Source organism: Roseateles sp. P5_E4 (assembly GCF_054049255.1).
Genome location: NZ_JBFUMS010000008.1, coordinates 77410 through 96594 on the forward strand (window position 1 = coordinate 77410; position 19185 = coordinate 96594).

The following is a 19185-nucleotide window of genomic DNA, read 5'->3' on the forward strand; positions in this document are numbered from 1 at the left end:
TGCTACTTGCATCACGATACGCCCCTAACCGCCGTCTTTCCAGCCACTCTCCCAGGCGTATCGGCGCAAAAGACCCAGACGCTGGCAACCGGACCAGTGCAGCTCGGCTGTGCTGGTCTCCGCATACCAACCGCCCGCGAGTGACGGCTCCTGGCCGAGACCTAACCTCCGTGGCCATCATCTCGACCGGCAGCAACCGCTGCAAAGGCGACCGGCGGCTTCAAGCTCGAAGCGGCCGAGGCTTCAATAGAACCAGCGCAGCGGTGCGAGCACGGTCTGAGGGAACAGGACCATCACGAACATCACCGCGAACTGGGCGGCCATGAAGGGCAGGACCCCGCGCGTGACCTCGTCCATCTTCATGCGGCCAACGCCGGCCACCACGTTGAGGACGGTGCCGACCGGCGGCGTGATCAGGCCGATGGAGTTGTTGACGATGAAGAGCACGCCGAAGTAGACCGGGTCGATGCCGGCTGCCTTGATCAGCGGCATCAGCACCGGCGTCAGGATCAGGATGGTGGGCGTCATGTCCATGGCCGTGCCCACGAGCATCACGAGCACCATGATGGCGATCAGGAGCAGCGTCTGGTTGTCCAGCAGCGGACGAAGCAGGTCCACCATCTGCACCGGCAGGTTGGCCACCGTGACCAGCCATGCAGACACCATGGCCGAAGCCACCAGGAACATGACCACCGCCGTCGTGCGCGCGGCCGTGATGAAGATGCGCATCAGTGCCTGCAGCTTCAGCTCGCGGTACAGCACGGTGCTGACGAACAGCGCGTAGACGGCGGCCACGACCGCTGCTTCGGTGGGCGTGAACACACCCATCCTCAGCCCCACCAAGATGAAGACCGGCAGCATGAGCGCCCACACCGACTCGCGTGCCGCGGCCCAGACTTCGGCGCGCGTCTTGCGTTGAGGCAAGGCCAGCGCCTCCTTGCGGCCGACCCACCACCAGGTCAGCGCCAGGCCGATGCCGATCATGATGCCGGGGACGATGCCGGCGATGAACAGCTTGCTGATCGACACATTGGCGGCGACGCCGAAGATGACGAAGCCGATGCTCGGCGGAATGATGGGGCCGATGACACCGGCCGCTGCGATCAGCCCGCCGGACACTTCGCGCTTGTGCCCGGCCTTGATCATCATCGGTAGCAGCAGCGCCGTCAGCGCGGCGGCATCCGCCACCGCGGAACCCGACAGTGCCGACAGCAGGCAGGCCGCGAGGATCACAACGTAGCCCAACCCACCCTTGACGTGGCCCACGAGCGCCAGCGCGAAGTTGACGATGCGCTGCGACAGCCCGCCGACGTTCATGATCTCGCCGGCCAGCATGAAGAACGGCACCGCCAGCAGCGGGAAACTGTCCGCACCGTTGATGAAGTTCTGCGCCAGGATCTGCGCGTCGAACAGGTCCAGATGCCACATCAACGCGACGCCGCTCGCCAGCAAGGCATAGGCGATGGGTATGCCCAGTGCCATGGCGCCGAGCAGGCTGCCGAGGAAGATGAGGACCGTCATTGACGTGGGCGACCGGGTGTGTCGCCGGCGCCGTGGGCAGGTGGCTGATCACGCTGCGCTTCGCTGCGCGCCAACTCGGCCTGCAGGGCTTCGAGCTCGGCCTGCTCTTCCGACTCTGTGACCATCACGAGGTCGCTCTCCTCGAGGTTGCCGGTCAGTAGCCGTGCGAGCTGCAACAGCAGCAGGATACCGGCGCAGACAGAGAAGACCACGCCCGGCGCATAGAAGATGGCCATGGATGCGCCGGTCACCGGCGCTGCCACGTCCAGGTTGATGCGCGCCTGCTCCCAACTGCCCTGAAGGAACAGCCAGGTCAGGTACAGCATGAGCAGGTGACCTAACACCATGCAGGCCTTCTTGCCCGCCACAGGCAGGCGCGACACGAGCATGTCGGTGCCCAGGTGTGCACCGTCCTTCATCGCCACCACGGCGCCCATGAAGCACAGCCAGACGAACAGCCAGCGCGAGACTTCTTCGCTGACGGCGATGCCGGAGTTGAAGGCATAGCGCAGCACGACATTGCCGAACACCAGCACCACCATCACGGCGAGTGCAGCGGCGACAGCCAAATCGATGGCGCGGCACAGCCGCGCGATGGCGGCGTCGATCAATTCGCCTTCCCCGCGAGACGCCCGGCGGTCACAACCGCGCCCCCTGCAGCAGGCCGCGCTCAGCCAGGTTGCCGATGAGCGCGCGCAGACCGAAGCGCCAGGGCGGCGCCGCCTCGCAATGCGTCACGCGGTTCTGCAGGCTGCCCAGCCAGTGGCTGTGGATGGTGACCATGTCGCCCAGCTTGTGGGTGAAGCCGCTGCCAGGCTCGTCACGGTCTTCGGTGGGCGCGAACAGCGTGCCCAGAAACAGCATGAAGCCGTCGGGGTATTGGTGGCTGGCCAGCGTCTGGGCCACCAGGTCGACCGGGTCGCGGCTGATCTTGTCCATGGTGTTGATGCCGCGCAGCGTGAAGCCGTCATCCCCGCTGACGTGCAGGTGCACGGTCTCGCCGCGCACGTCGTCCAGGCCGAACGGGCCGTCGAACAGGCGGATGCAAGGGCCGATGGCACAGGAGGCGTTGTTGTCCTTGGCCTTGCCGAGCAGCAGCGCGCTGCGACCTTCGATGTCGCGCAGGTTCACGTCGTTGCCCAGCGCAGCGCCGACGATGACGCCCCGGCTGTTGACAGCCAGCACGACCTCGGGCTCCGGGTTGTTCCAGGCGGAATCAGCGCGGATGCCGATGTCCTGGCCATGCCCCACAGCGGCCAGCACCGGCGCCTTGGTGAAGACCTCGGCATCCGGCCCGATGCCGACCTCCAGGTACTGCGACCACAGGTTCTTCTGCTGCAGCAGCGTCTTCAGCGCCTGCGCCTGGGGCGACCCGGGGCGGATGTCGGCCAGGCTGTCGCCGATCAGCGCCAGGACCTGGCTGCGCAGCGCCTGGGCACGACTGGCGTCGCCGCGCGCCTGCTCCTCGATCACACGCTCGATCAAGCTCGAGGCAAAGGTGACGCCAGCGGCTTTGACCACCTGCAGGTCGCACGGCGCCAGCAGCCACGGCAAGGCGGCGTCGCGGCCTTCGGCCTTGCTGTTGTCCAGCAGCGCATCGACGGTGCACAGCAACTCGCCGGTCACCGAGCGCACGGCCGAAGCCGGGTCGTCGGTCTCGAGCAGCGTGCTCATGGTGGCGAAGTGCCGGCTGACGTCGAACACGCCCTCCGGGCGCAGCACCACCACGGCCGGACCACCGGGCGTGCCAGCGCGCCAGACACGGCCCACCAGCGTGCCGGCCAGGCCGTCTTGCGGCAGCAGGGGGTGCACGCCCTCGGCGCGCGCAGGCAGGGCGGTCGTTGTCGCGGTCATTCAGGCTTCTCGGATGTTGTGAAAGGTGGGACGCGGAGCGCGTGGCGATGTCGGCAGGCCGTCGCGAACAAGGGTGGACGCCAGGCGGGCGGTTGCGCCGCCATGCGAAACAAACTACTTGGCGGCTGCCGTGCCGCTGCGCACCTTGGCCAGTTCGGCATTCAACTCCGCCGTCGTGTCCTCGCCGAACTCCTTGCTGAACTTGGCCAGCACCGGCTGCAGCTTGCTGCGCATCTTGGCCTGCTCGGCCGCCGGCAGGTCGGTGATCTGCATGCCGGCCTTCTTGAGCTCGGCCAGGGCCGTCTCGGAGAACGCGCGGATGGTCTTGCGCTCGTACAGCGTGGCTTCGCGTGCGGCGTCCTGCACGATCTTTCGTTCGTCCGCCGAGAGGCCGTCCCAGGTCTTCTTGGACATCAGCAACACCCAGGCGCTGTACATGTGCCGCGACAGCACCATGTGCTTCTGCACCTCGTAGAACTTGCTGGCCAGGATGGTGGCGGCGGGGTTCTCCTGGCCATCCACCGCCGACTGCTCCATCGCCGTGTACAACTCGGTGAAGGGCATCGGCGTGGCGTTCGCACCCAATGCGTTGAAGGTGTCCAGGAACAGTGGACTCTGGATGACGCGAAGCTTCAGGCCGCTCAGGTCGTCCGCGCGCTGCACTGGGCGGCGCGAGTTGGTGACGTGCCGGAAGCCGTTTTCCCAGAAGCCCAGGCCAATCAGGCCTTTCTCGGGCAGCGTGGCCAGCAGCTTCTGGCCAAAGGGGCCGTCCAGCACCGCATCGGCTTCCTGCTCGTTGTTGAACGTCAAAGGCAGGTTGATCACGCCGAAGGGCTTGACGAGGGACACGAGCGTCGAGCTGTCGGGGACGGTCATCTCCAGGGTGCCGCCCCGCAGCGCCGACGTCATGCTGATGTCGTTGCCCAGTGCGCCGCTGGCGAAGACACGCGCCACCAGCTTGCCGCCGCTCTTGGCTGCCAGTTGTTCGGCGAAGAACTTCAGCGCCTTCGCCTGAGGATGGTCGTCGCTGAGGCCGATGCCGACCTTGAACACGTGTTCCTTGATTTGCGCCGCGGCGGGGCCGGCAATCCCAGCGAGGGCGGCGAGCAGGGCCGCAGCCAGGCCTAGTGATCTGATTTGCATGATGTCTCCAGGATCGTGAAGTGCGGAGCGCGCGACCTTGCTCCGACCTGCCGGCCCCTCTGGGGGCGGTTCTTGGTGGAGCTGGAGGCTAGGTGAGCCCAGGAGCCCAGTCCACTGAATTTTTTAGCTAGCATCCATTCCAAATGCTGATGAGTCCCGACAAGCCTCCTGGCAAACCCTTGGCCGTGGCACAACTGGCCCGGCTGCGTTTCAGGCATCTGCACTTCCTGGACATCCTGGGACGCACGCGCAATCTGCGGCTGACTGCCGAGCAAATGCACATCACCCAGCCGGCGGCGACCAAGGTGCTCATGGACATCGAGGAGATGCTGGAGTCGCGCCTGTTCGATCGCCTGCCGCGTGGCATGCGGCCGAATGAGCTGGGCCTGTTCACCTTGCGCTATGCCCACGCGGCGTTGGACAGCCACCGCAAGTTCGTCGACGAGTTCAGCACCCTGAAGCAGGGCGGGCACGGCCATTTGACGATCGGCGCCATCTCGGGCTCGGCGGCGCACCTGCTGATTGCGGCGGTGGCCGAGCTGCAGCGCCTGCGTCCGTTGCTGGTGCTGAAGATCCTGGAACAGAGCAGCGACCAGCTGATCATCTGGCTGGCCGAGCGCAAGATCGACGTGATGATCGGCCGTTTCACCGACAAATCGCAAAGCGACCAGTTCCAGTACGAAAGGCTCGCCGGCGAAGGATTGCAGATCACTGCCGGCGTTCACCATCCGCTGCGCGGCGTTCAGGCACCGGGGCTTTTGGAGCTCTCGCGCTGGCCGTGGATCCTCTATCCGACGTCCACGGCGCTGCGCAAGGTGTCGGACGACATCTTCAGCAGCACGGGCCTGTCGCTCACCTCGGGCATTGTCGAGACGCCGTCGTTCCTGTTTGCGATTGAGCTGATGCAGAGCACCCACATGCTGTCGCTGCAGCCTGCTGCGCTGGTGGACAAGTACGTGCGGCGTGGTCTGCTGACGCGAATTGCCGCCGACCTGCCCGATCGCATGCCCGACTTCGGCCTGATCACATTGCGAGACGAGCCCCCCAGCACCGCGGTTCAAGCGTTCACGGACGTCATTCGCAACTTGGCCGAGCAGGCGATCGCGACAGCGTAGGTCCGCTGCCCTGCCCTCGCACCCCCGACGAGGGCTGCATCAGCAGCCGCGGCGAGCCCCGGACGACAGCCTCACCATTTCCTGAGCCGGCTGCCGAACAGCGCGTAGAACAAGATGAGCCCGTACCAGGGCAGCATGACCCAATAGCCCCGCTGCGGCGTCCACGCATCGGCGAAGTGGCCGTAGAGCATGGGGATCAACGCACCGCCCGCGATGCCCATGATGAGCAGGGCCGAACCGGCCGCCGTGTACTTGCCCAGGCCTTCGAGCGCCAGCGGCCAGATGGACGGCCAGACCAGCGCGTTGGACAGGCCTAGCATGGCCAGGAAGAACACGGTGTTCGGGACCGACGGCACGCCGGCCCAACCCAGCAGGGCCTGCGAGATGCCCGACTCCGTCGGCGACGACATGGCCACGCCGAGCACGAAGGCGATGCCGCTGACGGCCGAGAAGATCAGGGCCAGACGCTGTGACATCCAGCGCGGAATCAGCGCCACGCCGAGCAGATAGCCCAGCACCATGAAGCCCATGGTGTAGGACGTCAACACGCCGTAGTGGGCCACGCCAAGTTCACGGCCATACAGGCCGATGGTGTCGCCGGCGATGACTTCCACACCGACATAGCCGAACAAGGCCATCGCACCGAGCACCACCTGCGGATGCTGGAAGACGCCCCAGCGCTTCACGGCACCGGTGGGTGCATCAGCCGCTTCCAGCTCGGGCTCGCGCAGCGACGAGAAGTGGATGAGCGCCATGAAGATGACCAACCCCACGGCCATCACCGCATAGGGAAAGACCAGGCGCTGCGACAGCTCGTTGCGCAGCGCTTCCCGCCCCGCCGCATCGACCGCCGCAAGCGCCGACTCGGAGAAGCGCTCCATGCCGGACAGGATCAGCGCCGAGAACACCAGCGGCACGACGATGCCGGCGCCCTTGTTGAACAAGCCCATGATCGAGATACGCATGGCCGCGCTCTCGCGCGAACCGATGCAGACGATGTAGGGGTTGATGGCCGTCTGCATCAAGGTCATGCCGCTGGCCAACGTGAACAGCGCCAGCAGGAAGACTGGGTAGGCGCCTGAGCGCGCCGCCGGAATGAAGGCCAGTGCGCCGATGGCCATGACGCCCAATGCAGCCGTCATGCCTTTCTTGTAGCCGATGCGCGCCAGGATGGCCGCGCTCGGCAGTGCCATGACCGTGTAGGCGATGTAGAAGGCAAACGCCACCCACAGCGCCTGGAAGTTGTTCAGTTCGCAGACGATCTTGAGGAAGGGAATCAGCGAGCCGTTCAACCAGGTGACGAAGCCGAGGATGAAGAACATCAGCCCGATGAAGATCATCGGCAGCAGCACGCCCTGGCCTGCCGTGGGTGTGAGGGTTTTGGTGTGCATTTGAGAAGGCGTCAGGCAAGGGCTGGCAGCGGTGGGTGTACACCGCCGCCAGGAACCGCAACAGAGGTCGAACCTTAGAACTTGGCTCGCACGCCGACGCTGTAGCGAGCGCCGTTTTCGTACACGCCCACCGGGATGCCATCGACCGTGTTGGACTTGATGACCTCGTTGTTGAGGTTCACCGCACTCGCATACAACGCGATCTTCGGCGTCACGTCCCAGCTGGCCGACGCATCCCACTGGCCGTAGGCGCTGTTGACGACCTGGCCGCCCATCTCCACGTTGCCATAGCTCTTGGAGCGGTAGTTGTACGAGACGCGCAGCGTGATGGGCCCCTGCTCGTAGTAGCCGCTGAAGTTGAACTGGTCACGCGAGTTGCCCAGCACCTTCAGGCGCGGCTGGCCGGCCACGGCGCCGGCCTTGGCGTCGGTGAAGGTGTAGTTCACGACGGTGCCGAAACCTGTGTTGCCGAAGGGCTGCTGCCACTGCAGTTCGAAGCCCTTGATGTCGGCGCCGTTGTCGGCGTTGTAGGGGCGCTCGATGGTCAAGGTCTCGCTGCCCACCTGCTCGGACTTGGAAGCCTTGTAGGTGAAGGTGTCAAGCTTCTTGATGAAGAAGGTGCCCGAGATCAGCGCCGCATCGGCGTAGTACCACTCGGCGCCGATCTCGGCCTGGTTGGCGTGCACCGGCTTGAGCAGCGGGTTGCCGGCATAGCCCTTGGACAGCACGGTGCCGTCGCGACGCATGCCTGGGCTGAGCAGGTCGAAGGTCTGGCGGGCCATGGCGCGCGAGACCGAACCGCGCAGGATGAGCTGCTTGCTGAGGTCGTAGACGACGTTCAGGCTGGGCAGCGCATCGGTGTAGTTGTTGCCGACGCTGGTGGGCGAGAAGCCGCCGCTGGCGTTGCCGAGGTAGCCGTCAGAGGTCTGCTGCGTGCGCACGAAGCGCAGGCCGAAATCACCGCGCAACTGCCCCATCGCATAGTCGGCCTTGGCGTAGACGGCGCTGATGCGCTCCTTGATCTGGTAGTTCTCGTTGAGCACGTCCTTGTACGTCATGGCCTTGTCGAACATCGGGATGCCCTTGCTCGCAACCAGCGCGTCGTCATACCAGGCGTATTGGGTCAGCGCGTCGGACGTGGCCGCCACCTGGCTCAGCAGCGGCGAGGGGCCGGTGGACAGGTCAGACAGGCTGAACGATTGCCAGCCCGTGGAGCCTGGGCCGGCGGTGCCCTGGATGCGGGTGTTCTTCAGCGTGTTGTCGCGCAGCTTGATACCCAGCTTCACGGCCTTGATGACGCCACTGTCGAGATCGAAGGTCACGTCGCCCTGGGCGTAGTTCTCCTTGGCCTCCATGCGGCGAATGCGGTCATCGCCCGCCTTCAGTGTCAGCGCCTTGGGGTCCAGCGGGTTGATGTCGAGGTACTTCACGCCGTAGTGATCCGGCCCGAGCGAGATCGTCGTGCGCGTGTCGCCCTCCATCCAGAAGTGGCGGTCATGCGAGCTGCCGCCCGAACTGTTGGTGGTGCCGACCTGGCCGTGCAGCTGCCAGTTGCTGCCTTGGTAAGTACCGTCCAGGTCCGCCACGCGGGACTTGATGTAGCTCTCGCGGTAGATGGGCTCGAAGGACACGCCGGTCTTGGGGCCGACCGTGCCGCCAACCAGCGCCTTGCTGCCATCGGCCACGGTGATGAACTTCGGGTCGACAGCGCTGATGACGCCGCCCACCGCCAGGCCACCGGCTTGCCAGAGGTAGTTCTGGTTGTTGTTGTTCATCTTCATGTCCGAATCCATCAGATTCAGCACGAGATCGGTCGCCGGGTTGGGCTGGAACTGCAGCGAGAGGTTGGTCGTCGTGCGTTCGCGCTCCTGGCGGAAGATGGCCGAGCCGCCGCCCCAGGAGGCATAGGCGTTGGTGACCGCGCCGTTCTGGTCTTTCACGTCGTACTTGCCGTCGGAGAACTGCTCCAGGCCGTCGCGGCGCATGTGGCGCTTCTGGCTGCTGATGGCCAGCAACACGCCGAAGGTCTTGTCGTCGCTCTTCCAGTTCAACAGGCCCGACACCTGCGGGTCGGTCTTGCCGGGCAGCTTGCTGTACATGGCCTCGGCGGAGGCCTGCAGCGTGAGCTGGTCCTTGAAGGCCAGCGGCTTGCGGGTCTTGACGATGACGAGGCCGCCGATGCTGCCTTCATCCAGGTCGGCCGACGGGCTCTTGAACACGTCCAGGCTACCGACGATCTCCGACGGCAGCACGTCGTAGTTGAAGCTGCGCGTCTGCGGTTCGTTCAGCCACCACTCCGACGACGCGACAGCCTGGCCGTTGAGCTGCGTCATATTGAGGTTCTTGTCCGTGCCGCGCACGAAGATGGCCTTGCCCTCGCCCCAGATGCGGTCCACCGAGATGCCGGGCACGCGCTGCAGCGAGTCGGCCACGTTCTTGTCGGGGAACTTGCCGACGTCCTCGGCACTGATGGAGTCGACGATGTTCTGCGACTCGCGCTTCTCGGCGAGGTTCTTCTTCAGCGTGGCCCGCACGCCGCGGATCTCGACGGTGTCGAGCTGCTGGGCGGCGTCCTGGGCCATGGCGCCAAGCGCTGTCGCGCCGAGTGCCAGGCCGATAAGTCGGGGCAAGAGAAGGGGCTTGAAGTGAGGCTTGGCCACGTAGGTGCTCCTGGGCAACGAGTTTTGTTGGACAACAAGGGGCCTCGCCCATGGCGGATGTGCCATCGGGTGGGGCTCAACTCAGAAGGCCAGGGCTGCGTTGTCTCTTGTCGTCAGACCCTGGCCAGTGCCCGCAATCTAGCGGCGGCGCTCACACCTGGAGCAAGGCGTTGCGCTTTGTTGGACTTCATTGCGCCGACGTTACGTTGGCGCAAGACAGGGTCAGGTCGCGGCCGTGATTTGCCCGTCGCAGGCGCCGAAACCGATGCGCCGGTATCCGGGTTTTTCCGCAAAGGCGCGCAGGCCGAGAGTGTCTCCGTCGAGCACAAAGGTGCGCGTCTCGCCATTGGGCAGCGTGATCGGCTGCTTGCCACCTGCAGTCAACTCCAGCAACGAGCCAGCCTCTTCCGGCGCAGGCCCGCTGATGGTGCCAGTGCCCAGCAGGTCACCCGGCTGCAGGTTGCAGCCATTGCTCGCATGGTGGGTCAACATCTGCGCCAGCGACCAGTAGGCGTGGCGCAGGTTGGAGTGCGACAGGCGCGTCGCCTCGCTCATGGCCGGTGTCTTGAACCAGACCTCCAGCTCGATGTCGAAGCTCGCGTTCGCGCGATGCGCCGGCGAGTCGAGATAGGGCAGCGGCTGCGGGTCGCCGTCGGGCCGCGTGAATGGGATGCGGAAGGGCGCCAACGCCTCCATCGTCACGATCCACGGCGAGATCGTCGTGCCGAAGTTCTTGGCCAGGAAGGGCCCGAGCGGCTGGTACTCCCAGGGCTGGATGTCGCGGGCCGACCAGTCGTTGAGCAGCGTGAGGCCGAAGGCGTGCTCGTCCGCTTCATCGATGCCGAAAGGTTCGCCCAGTGCGTTGCCGGGCCCGACGAAAAGGCCCAGCTCCAGTTCGCAGTCGACGCGCGCGCTGGGCTTGAAGACGGGCACCTCGGCGTCCGGTGGCTTGACCTGGCCCTTGGGCCGGCGCAGCGGCGTGCCGCTGACGACGATGGAGGAGCTGCGGCCGTGATAGCCGATGGGCACCCACTGGTAGTTGGGCAGCAGCGGGTTGTCGGGGCGGAACAGCTTGCCGATGGCACGGGCGTGGTGGATGCCAGTGTAGAAATCGGTGTAGTCGCCGATGCGGCAGGGCAGCGTGTACTCGGCCTCGGGCTGCGGCACGAGTTCGAGTTCAGGCGAGCCGGCCTTCAAGGTATCAAACAGGCGATGGCGAAGCGCGCGGCGCTCGCCGCTGGGTCGAGCCATCAGGGCGTTGAGATCGGTGATGCCCCAGCCGGTCAGGTCGAGGATCTGGTCGCCGATGCCAACGCCCACACGCCAGGGCTCCAACGTGCCGATGCGGCGGAAAGAGCAGAACGGCAGGTTCTGCAGCGGGAAGTCGGTGGTGGGGTCGTTGGCCGAGGCGACCCAGGAGAGAGCGGCTTGGTCGTGCGTGTGATCAATCATGCTTTGAACTCGTCTTTCAGACCTTGCCAGCAGTTGGCGTAGGTCGCCTCCAGCGGCGCGTCACGTAGCGCCCAGGCGGTGGGTTTCAGGGGCCAGCGCGTCTCGAACATGAAGGCCAGTGTGGCGTCCAGCTTGTGCGGCTTCAAGTCGGCGCCGCTGGCCTTGTCGAAGGCCTCGGTGTCGGGGCCGTGGGGCACATAGCTGTTGTGCAGGCTGGCGCCGCCGGGCTTGAAGCCTTCGGGCTTGGCGTCGTACTGGCCCAGCACCAGGCCCATGAACTCGCTCATCACGTTGCGGTGGTACCAGGGGGGCCTGAACGTGTCCTCGGCCACCATCCAGCGCGGCGGGAAGATGACGAAGTCGACATTGGCCCAGCCAGGCGTGTCGCTGGGGCTGGTCAGCACCGTAAAGATGCTGGGGTCGGGGTGGTCGAAGCTGACGGTGTTGATCGTCATGAAGCGCGACGTGTCGTACCGATAGGGCGTGAGGTTGCCGTGCCAGGCCACGACGTTGAAGGGGCTGTGCGCCTGCTTCGCCCGCCAGAGCTTGCCGCCGTAGCGCTTGACGATCTCGTACTCGCCGTCTTCCTGCTCGTGCCAGGCCACCGGCGCCTCGAAGTCGCGCGCATTCGCCAGGCCGTTGGAGCCGATGGGGCCGAGTTCGGGCAGGCGCAAGGCCGCGCCGAAGTTCTCGCAGACATAGCCGCGGGCGGGCACGTCGAGCGGGTCGACCTTGAAGGCCATGCCGCGCGGCAGCAGCGCGATGGAGCCGGGTGCCACTTCCAGCCGGCCCAGTTCGGTGGTCACCAGCAGGCGGCCTTGCTGCGGCACGAGCAGCATCTCGGCATCGGCGTTCACCAGGGCGCGGCGACCCATGGAGCGCGTGGCGACATAGGCGTGGGCACCCATGCCCGTCATGCCGACCTCGCCGTTGACGGCATAGCTGCGCAGGCCGTCGACGAAGTCGCCGTCGCCTTGCATGGGCGCCGGCCCCCAGCGCAACGGATCGGGCGAGGCGCATTCGCCCTCCGCCGCACCGCTTTTCCAGAGCGCATGCGACAACGCCTCGTAGCCCCCGACGACGACCGACGGCCGGCGACGGTACATCCAGGTGCGCTGGTTGTCGGCCCGCGGTGCGGTGAAGGCGCTGCCGGACAGCAGCTCGGCATACAGCCCGTGCGGTGCGCGCTGCGGGCTGTTGCGGCCGATGGGCAGTGCGCCGGGCACGGCTTCGCTGCTGTGCTGGTTGCCAAAGCCCGTCAGGTACTTCATGGAGCTCAGTTCAGTCATGGTGTTCGTGCGCCAACGCGAAGGCTTGCCGAAGCACCTCACGGTCGCCAATGTGGTTGCACAGGATCAACGCAAGCCGCGCCAGCCAGTCGGCCGCGGCGGCGTCAGTGAGGCCGGCCTGGGCGGCAATGAGCTCGGCGTAGAAAACATCCGCCTCGCCCCCGAAATTTGGGGTCAGTGTCAATTTATGCATCGGGCTTCCCTTGAGCTCGGGCCAGCGCGGCGCGCAGCACGTCGGTATCGAAGCGGTGCCAGCGCGCAGCCACGATGGCGTCGGGACGGATCAGATGAACGCTGCCGGGCCGTGCGCCGTAGCGCGTGGCCGCAACGCCCTCAGCCGGCAGCGTGACAACACGCACACCGGCCGCCGGCACCGGCCAGCCGAAGGCCAGCAGCACGAACTCCGAGCCGAACAGCTCGCTGAGCCAGCCCTCGTCCAACGGTGCGTCCGGCGCCGGGCAGCCCGGTGCAGGGCCACCCGCCCAGGCCTCGGTGTCCGGCGTGCTCAGCGGCGAGTCGACATGCTCGGTCGGCGCGGACAGACGGCCGCTGTTGACCAAGGGCTTGGCGAAGTCGGTGCGTGCTGCCAGGTCCAGCGCCGCCTTGCGCAGCCGCAAGCTGAGCGCGCTCTTGGGGCTGATGAAGTCGGTCGCGCGCGTGGAGTGGCCGATGTTGTCGTCCGCCGCCTCGATGCGCTCGAACTCATAGGCGTCCAGCAGCATGTCGCCCCCTTCGCCCTTCAGCACGGCGGCCAGCTTCCAGCCCAGGTTGTCGGCGTCCTGCACACCGCTGTTGGCGCCGCGCGCGCCAAAGGGCGAGACCTGGTGGGCCGCGTCGCCGGCCAGCAGCACACGGCCCACACGGAAGCGCTCGGCGCGGCGGCAACAGAATTGGTAGATCGATGACCAAGCCAGCTCGAAACCGTCGGTGCCCAGCATGGCGGCAACGCGAGCCTTGATGCGCTCGGTTTCGCGCTCCGCCTCAACATTCGCATCGCGGCCGAGCTGGAAGTCGATACGCCACAAGCCCTCGGCCTGCGCATGCAGCAGCACGGACTGGCCGCGGTGAAAAGGCGGATCGAACCAGAACCACCGCTCGGGCTTGGCGGGGTCCAGCCCACGCGGCTGCACGCCGGGGGCGAGGCGCACGTCGGCGATCAGGAAACGGTCCTCGAACACCTGTCCTTGAAAGCCCAAGCCCAGCAGCGTGCGCGTGGGGCTGCGCGCGCCGTCGCAGCCAACGACCCAGTCGGCCCGCATGTCGAAGAGCCCGTCGGGGGTGCGCAGGTTCAACGTCACACCGCCTTCGTCCTGCTCCAGCCCGATCAACTCATGCTTGCCACGCAGCTCGATTCGCCCATCCAGTTGCACCGCGCGCACGAGCTTGGCCTCGACCACGTCCTGTTGCAGGTTCACCATCGCCGGCATCTTGTGATGGCTCTGCGGCAGCAGGTCGAAGGCATACGCCTCGCGCTCGCCGTGGAAGACGCGGCCGCGCTGCCAGCGCACGCCTTCGCGCGCGATGGCCTCCCCGATGCCGAGACGGTCGAACACCTCCAGCGTCTTCTTGGCCCAGCAGACGGCGCGCGAGCCCTCACCGATACGGTCGCTGTCGTCGATGACGACGACGGGCACATCGCGCCTGGCGAGATCGAGCGCCAGCGTCAGGCCGACAGGTCCGGCGCCGACGATGACGACCGGGCGGCGCTGCGGCTGGGCGCTGCGCTGCTCCAAGCTCTGGTGATACGGGTACAGCGGCAGATCCATACCGCGTCAGGCCCCTTCCAAGGCCTTCCACATTTCCACGTCGCGCTCGGCGGTCCAGATGCGCGGGTGCGATGTGCCACCGGCCTCGTCGTAGGCGCGGGTCACGTCGAAGGGCATGCAGTGGTCGAAGATGACCCAGTGGCCGTACCTGGGCCGCAGCACGGCCAGGGTGCGCTGGTACACCGCCTTCAACTCCTCGTTGGCATTCACGCCCGCTTGCACGGCTGCGAACAGCTCACTGACGAAAGCGCGCGTGCCGGACAAGCCTGCTGCAACCTGCTCGGCACCTTTCAACGCCGGTCCACGCCCTGGCACGAGGGCGTTGGCGTTGAGCGCGGCGATGGCATCCAGCGTTGCCGGCCAGTCGGCAAAGTGCGCGTCGCCGCAGTAAGGCGTCGCGTCGAACTCGACGAGATCGCCGCTGAACAACACGCGCTCCTCGGGCAGCCAGGCCACCGTGTCGCCCGCCGTGTGGCCGCGGCCGGGCGAGAACATCTCGACCTTGACGCCGCCCAGGTCCAGCGTGAGCCGGCCGCTGAACGTCAGCGTCGGCCAGGTCAGCCCTGCCGGCACGGACTCGACGTTGCGGAACAGCCGCGGGAAGCGGCCGATCTCGCTGGCCTTGTCCTGCTCGCCGCGCTCCTTGATGAGCGCCAGCGTCGCGTCGCTGGCAATGACCTGCTCCAGGCCCTCGGCCTTGAAGGCCGACGCGCCCAGCACGCGCACCGCGTGGTAGTGGCTGAGCAGCACGTACTTGATCGGTGCGGTCGTCACTTCGCGGATGCGACGGATCACATCGGCCGCCATGACGGGCGTGGCCTGGGTGTCCACCACCATGACCGCATCGCGGCCGATGACGATGCCGGTGTTGGGGTCACCCTCGGCGGTGTAGGCCCAGGCGTGCTCGGACAGACGTTCGAAGGTGACCCTTTTCTCTTCCAGGTCGGCTTGCGAGGCAAAGGCTTTGGTCGTCATGCGGGTCTCCAACATCGAAGCCGAAATTTATCCTATTACAAATCAATTCACCAATATAGAATTTTCAGCATGGTTGAGCCCAAGGCCCCGCGAGGCATCCAGAGCATCGAAGTGGGTGGTCAATTGCTGCTGGCACTGGCCCACCGCGGCAGGCCCATGGCATTGAAGGACCTGGCCCGAGAGGCTGGCATGACGCCGGCCAAGGCCCATCCCTACCTCGTCAGCTTCATCAAGCTCGGCCTCGTGGAACAGGAGGGCGGCAGCGGGCCCTATGGCCTCGGGCCGCTGGCACTGCAGCTCGGCCTCATCAGCCTGCAGCAGTACGACCCCGTGAGGCTGGCCACGCCTGTCATCGAGGAACTGGCCCAAAAGATCGGCCACACGGTCGCCATTGCCGTCTGGGGCACACACGGCCCCACCATCGTGCGCGTGGCCGAGGGGCCGACGCCCGTGCACATCAGCATGCGCCATGGCACGGTGATGAGCCTGGCGGGCACGGCGTCGGGGCGCTTGTTCGCGGCCTATCGCACCGAGGAAGCGGCGGCGCTGGCGCAGACCCTGCCGGAAGAGGCTGTCATCGCCGCCGTGCGCGCGGCGGGCCTGGCCACGTCGCGGGACAGCGTCGTCGCCGGGGTCAGCGCTGCGGCCGCACCCGTCTTCGACGCCTCCGGGCGCCTGGTGTTGGCCTTGACAGCCATCGGGCCCACTGCCGGCTTGGACATCAGTCTTCAAGCACCGCTGGCCGCCGCGTTGCGGGATGCTGCAGCGCTGTTGTCACGGCGCCTGGGCCGATGAAACATCTCAGCCGCCACGACAGGCAGGCGACAGCAAGTTTTGCTGAAAACCAAGCAAACTATTTTTGCGACCTGGAACACGAGTTCAAGAGTCTTTCGACTCAGTTGGCAACTTGTGATTCAAAACATATCTCTTAACGTCATATCTGATCAAATAAAGAGATAGATGGTCACAATTGATCTTCACATGCTGCCGAACCATGGCGGAACGTGAAGATGGATTGCTGGTTGGCAAACTGCAGCATTCCAGCCACACCCGCGCATGCTTGGGGGGCGCGATAAATCTCATTGCGATCAATGACTTGCGCTCCAAAACGGCCCTGCATCAGCTGCATTTGAAGAATGCCTAGGGGTTTTCCCAAGCCGGTCTGAATTTCGCGCGCTCCGAGAATTTGCTTCAGCCGCCGCCCGATCGGGCGGTTTGTCTCTTGGCTGAACCGTCTGGCAACACACCCGCTTGCCATTCCTTTCTGGAGCAGTGATGCATAAGCAAACCAAAATCGCCGCCGCGGTCCTGATGACCGTCGGCGGTCTCAGCGCTTGGGCCCAACAAGCCCCCGCGGAACCGCAGCAGATCGAGCGAGTGACCGTCACCGGTTCGGCGATCAAGCGCATCGACGCCGAATCCTCCGTGCCTGTCACCATCGTCAAGATGGCTGACCTGCGCAGTGCCGGCGTGACCTCCGTCGAACAGGTGATGGCCAACCTGGTGGGCGTCCAGCAGTCGACCAATGCGGCGCAGTCCATCGGCTCGGGCAGCGGCGGCGCATCCTTCGCCGACCTGCGCGGCATCGGTGCCGACAAGACCCTGGTGCTGTTGAACGGCGAGCGCATCGCCAACAACGCGGTCGACGGCTCGGCGCCCGACCTGAACATGATTCCCTTCGCTGCGATCGACCGCATCGAAGTGCTGCGCGACGGCGCCTCGGCCCTGTACGGCACGGACGCCATCGGCGGCGTGATCAACTTCATCACGAAGAAGAGCTACAACGGCGGCACCATCACGCTGGGCTATGACTCGCCCAAGCACAAGGGTGGCCGCGCCAAGAGCGCCAACGTCGGCTTCGGCTTCGGCGAGCTGGACAAGCAGGGCTTCAACCTCTCCGGCTTCCTCAGCATGAAGAAGGAAGACCCGATCGCCGGCAACGAGCGCGACTTCAACAAGCGCATCGTCGGCGGCCTGTCCAACAGCACCGATCCCGCCAACTACACCCAGGATTTCAGCGCGCTCTACAACCCGGCCGCTCCGGCCTGCGCGGGCACCGCCCTGATCCCGATTGCTGGCGGCACGCAGTGCAAGATCGTCACGCCCAACTTCGTCGACTTCGCGCCCAAGTCGGACACGGCGTCCGGCATGCTCAAGGGCACGCTGCGCGTCAATGATTCGCTGGAACTGGGTGCAGAAGGCTTCCTGACCCGCAACCGGGTCACGACGCGCATCGCCCCCGTGCCCTACGGCGGCTATTACATGAACCCGACCATGCCCAATGGTCAAAAGAACCCCTATTTCCCCACGGCGCACATCGACCCGACCTTCGATGACGGCACGGCCGGCCTTACCATCTTCAACCCCTCTGCTGCCTTCGCCAACCCGGTGGCCGTGCAGCCGGGCTTCGCCTACGTCTTCTGGCGCGACTTCCCCAACGGTTCGCGCGCCCAGATGAACGAGAACAAGCAAAGCCGCATCGTGCTGTCGGCCGAAGGCAACGCCCTCAACTGGGACTACTCGGTCAAGTTCTCGGCCAACAAGAACACGGTCGACCAGAACCTGACGGGTGGCTACGGCGACGGCGACATGATCGGTGAAGGCCTGCTCGAAGGCGTCATCAACCCCTTCGGCGCCCAGAGCGCCGCCGGTACCGCCCTGCTGGAAAAGGCGGCCCTGAACGGCAGGCTGCAGACCGCCACCGGCAAGGTCAACATCTTCAAGATCACGGCGAGCCGCGAACTGGGTGACTGGTTGGGCGCTGGCCGCCCGGCGCAGATCGCCGTGGGTGGCGAGTACCGCAAGGAAAACTTCGATTCGCACCCGGTCAAGGAATTTGCCCAACTCGTCTCGGCGTCGACCGGCGTCGATCCAGAGGCGACTTCCAAGGGCACGCGCAAGGTCGGCGCCCTGTACACCGAAGTCAACGTGCCGGTGAACAAGATGCTTGAGCTGACCGGCTCGGTGCGCTACGACAAGTACAGCGACTTCGGCGACAGCACCAATCCCAAGCTGTCGTTCCGCTTCCAGCCCAGCAAGGAAATGCTGTTCCGCGGCTCGGCATCGACGGGCTTCCGCGCGCCGACGCTGTTCGAGCTTTACAGCTCGACTTCGTTCACCAACACGGCCGGCAACTTCAACAACCCGATCAACTGCCCGGGCGGCACCCCCATCCCCGGCGCATCGCAGGCCAACTGCAATGGTCAGTTCCAGGTCCAGAACGGCGGCAACCCCAATCTGAAGCCTGAGAAGGCCAAGAACTACACCCTGGGCGCCGTGTTCGAACCCATGACCGACCTGAGCCTGGGCATCGATTTCTGGGCGATCAAGATCAAGAACGCGATCGCTGTGCTGCCGCAGTCGACGCTGTTCCAGAACTACACGCAGTGGCAGCAGTACTTCCACTTCTCCCAGCCCGGCAACCTGCTGTCCATCACCAGCAACTGCCCGGGTCCGAAGTGCGGTTACGTTGAACAGCTGAACCAGAACCTGGGCGGCACCAACACCAACGGTATCGACCTGAGCGCCCAGTACCGCCTGCGTTCCAACGTCGGCCAGTTCGACTTCGCGTTGAACAGTACCTTCGTCAACAAGTACGAGTACCAGGACTACCCGTCGGGCCCGTGGAACCAGAACGTTGGCATCTACTCCGGTGCCGGCCCGATCTTCAAGTGGCAGCACAACCTGACGGCCAACTGGGCCTACAGCAGCTTCGCTCTGGGTACGGCGGTGCACTACAAGTCCGGCTACGTGGACTTCACGCCGACCAACCACGTCTCGGCGTTCACGACGACCGACCTGTACGGCAGCTGGTCGCCGATCAAGGGCGCTTCCCTGGTGCTGGGCGTTCGCAACCTGTTCGACCGCGATCCGCCGTTCACCAACCAGGCCGACCTGTTCCAGTCCGGCGGCTGGGATTCGCGTTACGCCAACGCAGCGGGCCGCACCTACTACGTGCGCGGCACCTACTCGTTCTAAGCTCCCAACGGGCTCAGCCCCGAAAGCCGCTCAGCTTGCCT

General features: G+C 65.7%; 15 protein-coding genes. 3 read left to right on the forward strand and 12 right to left on the reverse strand.

Features of this window, described 5'->3' with window-relative positions:
• Nucleotides 1–243: 243 nt before the first annotated feature.
• From ACXJLH_RS16530 to ACXJLH_RS16545, 4 genes are all read right to left on the reverse strand, one after another.
• Nucleotides 244–1521, reverse strand: coding sequence for a TRAP transporter large permease subunit (locus ACXJLH_RS16530; RefSeq protein WP_457445323.1), 1278 nt, complete (start codon nt 1519–1521; stop codon nt 244–246).
• The gene (locus tag ACXJLH_RS16535) at nt 1518–2132 is read right to left on the reverse strand and encodes a TRAP transporter small permease (RefSeq protein WP_457445325.1); all 615 of its coding nucleotides are present in this window, start codon (nt 2130–2132) and stop codon (nt 1518–1520) included. The genes ACXJLH_RS16530 and ACXJLH_RS16535 overlap by 4 nt, the downstream gene beginning before the upstream one ends.
• A gap of 28 nt (nt 2133–2160) precedes the next feature.
• Entirely contained in the window at nt 2161–3375 is a 1215-nt protein-coding gene (locus tag ACXJLH_RS16540; RefSeq protein ID WP_457445327.1) for a fumarylacetoacetate hydrolase family protein, read from the reverse strand.
• A gap of 114 nt (nt 3376–3489) precedes the next feature.
• The gene (locus tag ACXJLH_RS16545; RefSeq protein WP_457445329.1) at nt 3490–4518 is read right to left on the reverse strand and encodes a TRAP transporter substrate-binding protein; all 1029 of its coding nucleotides are present in this window, start codon (nt 4516–4518) and stop codon (nt 3490–3492) included.
• Between the two features lie 149 nt (nt 4519–4667).
• Here ACXJLH_RS16545 and ACXJLH_RS16550 point away from each other — a divergent pair, with 149 nt between their 5' ends.
• The gene (locus ACXJLH_RS16550; protein ID WP_457445598.1) at nt 4668–5633 is read left to right on the forward strand and encodes a LysR substrate-binding domain-containing protein; all 966 of its coding nucleotides are present in this window, start codon (nt 4668–4670) and stop codon (nt 5631–5633) included.
• A gap of 71 nt (nt 5634–5704) precedes the next feature.
• On the opposite strand, the gene ACXJLH_RS16555 is transcribed toward ACXJLH_RS16550, so the two are convergent.
• The 7 genes from ACXJLH_RS16555 to ACXJLH_RS16585 form a co-directional block, all read right to left on the reverse strand.
• Entirely contained in the window at nt 5705–7024 is a 1320-nt protein-coding gene (locus ACXJLH_RS16555; protein WP_457390752.1) for a sugar MFS transporter, read from the reverse strand.
• Between the two features lie 74 nt (nt 7025–7098).
• Nucleotides 7099–9654 carry a TonB-dependent receptor gene (locus ACXJLH_RS16560; RefSeq protein ID WP_457445331.1) on the reverse strand — a complete coding sequence of 852 codons (2556 nt, stop codon included), beginning with the start codon at nt 9652–9654 and terminating at the stop codon, nt 7099–7101.
• A gap of 252 nt (nt 9655–9906) precedes the next feature.
• Complete coding sequence (fahA, locus tag ACXJLH_RS16565; RefSeq protein WP_457445333.1) at nt 9907–11136, reverse strand: fumarylacetoacetase; 1230 nt, start codon at nt 11134–11136, stop codon at nt 9907–9909.
• A complete protein-coding gene (gene hmgA / locus ACXJLH_RS16570) occupies nt 11133–12425 on the reverse strand; it encodes a homogentisate 1,2-dioxygenase (RefSeq protein ID WP_457445335.1) in 1293 nt (430 codons plus the stop codon). The genes fahA and hmgA overlap by 4 nt, the downstream gene beginning before the upstream one ends.
• Nucleotides 12418–12618, reverse strand: coding sequence for a DUF2783 domain-containing protein (locus ACXJLH_RS16575; protein ID WP_056203839.1), 201 nt, complete (start codon nt 12616–12618; stop codon nt 12418–12420). The genes hmgA and ACXJLH_RS16575 overlap by 8 nt, the downstream gene beginning before the upstream one ends.
• The gene (locus ACXJLH_RS16580) at nt 12611–14191 is read right to left on the reverse strand and encodes an FAD-dependent oxidoreductase (protein WP_457445337.1); all 1581 of its coding nucleotides are present in this window, start codon (nt 14189–14191) and stop codon (nt 12611–12613) included. The genes ACXJLH_RS16575 and ACXJLH_RS16580 overlap by 8 nt, the downstream gene beginning before the upstream one ends.
• Before the next feature lie 6 nt (nt 14192–14197).
• The gene (locus tag ACXJLH_RS16585) at nt 14198–15166 is read right to left on the reverse strand and encodes an MBL fold metallo-hydrolase (protein WP_457445338.1); all 969 of its coding nucleotides are present in this window, start codon (nt 15164–15166) and stop codon (nt 14198–14200) included.
• A 69-nt stretch (nt 15167–15235) separates the two neighbouring features.
• Between ACXJLH_RS16585 and ACXJLH_RS16590 the strand changes: the two genes are divergently transcribed.
• On the forward strand, nt 15236–15961 hold the full coding sequence (locus tag ACXJLH_RS16590) for an IclR family transcriptional regulator (RefSeq protein ID WP_056203845.1): 726 nt from the start codon (nt 15236–15238) through the stop codon (nt 15959–15961).
• Between the two features lie 169 nt (nt 15962–16130).
• Here the strand turns inward: ACXJLH_RS16590 and ACXJLH_RS16595 are convergent, their stop codons facing one another.
• Nucleotides 16131–16295 carry a hypothetical protein gene (locus tag ACXJLH_RS16595; RefSeq protein WP_457445340.1) on the reverse strand — a complete coding sequence of 55 codons (165 nt, stop codon included), beginning with the start codon at nt 16293–16295 and terminating at the stop codon, nt 16131–16133.
• Nucleotides 16296–16441: 146 nt separating this feature from the next.
• On the opposite strand from ACXJLH_RS16595, the gene ACXJLH_RS16600 reads away from it, so the two are divergent.
• Nucleotides 16442–19144, forward strand: a complete 2703-nt coding sequence (locus tag ACXJLH_RS16600; protein WP_457445342.1) for a TonB-dependent receptor — start codon at nt 16442–16444, stop codon at nt 19142–19144.
• Nucleotides 19145–19185: the final 41 nt, after the last annotated feature.

Coding starts and splice junctions, on each gene's coding strand:
- ACXJLH_RS16530 (WP_457445323.1), bottom strand. CDS start 1,521: ATGACGGTCCTCATCTTCCTCGGCAGCCTGCTCGGCGCCATGGCACTG.
- ACXJLH_RS16540 (WP_457445327.1), bottom strand. CDS start 3,375: ATGACCGCGACAACGACCGCCCTGCCTGCGCGCGCCGAGGGCGTGCAC.
- ACXJLH_RS16545 (WP_457445329.1), bottom strand. CDS start 4,518: ATGCAAATCAGATCACTAGGCCTGGCTGCGGCCCTGCTCGCCGCCCTC.
- ACXJLH_RS16550 (WP_457445598.1), top strand. CDS start 4,668: ATGAGTCCCGACAAGCCTCCTGGCAAACCCTTGGCCGTGGCACAACTG.
- ACXJLH_RS16555 (WP_457390752.1), bottom strand. CDS start 7,024: ATGCACACCAAAACCCTCACACCCACGGCAGGCCAGGGCGTGCTGCTG.
- fahA (WP_457445333.1), bottom strand. CDS start 11,136: ATGATTGATCACACGCACGACCAAGCCGCTCTCTCCTGGGTCGCCTCG.
- hmgA (WP_457445335.1), bottom strand. CDS start 12,425: ATGACTGAACTGAGCTCCATGAAGTACCTGACGGGCTTTGGCAACCAG.
- ACXJLH_RS16575 (WP_056203839.1), bottom strand. CDS start 12,618: ATGCATAAATTGACACTGACCCCAAATTTCGGGGGCGAGGCGGATGTT.
- ACXJLH_RS16580 (WP_457445337.1), bottom strand. CDS start 14,191: ATGGATCTGCCGCTGTACCCGTATCACCAGAGCTTGGAGCAGCGCAGC.
- ACXJLH_RS16585 (WP_457445338.1), bottom strand. CDS start 15,166: ATGACGACCAAAGCCTTTGCCTCGCAAGCCGACCTGGAAGAGAAAAGG.
- ACXJLH_RS16590 (WP_056203845.1), top strand. CDS start 15,236: ATGGTTGAGCCCAAGGCCCCGCGAGGCATCCAGAGCATCGAAGTGGGT.
- ACXJLH_RS16595 (WP_457445340.1), bottom strand. CDS start 16,295: ATGCAGCTGATGCAGGGCCGTTTTGGAGCGCAAGTCATTGATCGCAAT.
- ACXJLH_RS16600 (WP_457445342.1), top strand. CDS start 16,442: ATGCATAAGCAAACCAAAATCGCCGCCGCGGTCCTGATGACCGTCGGC.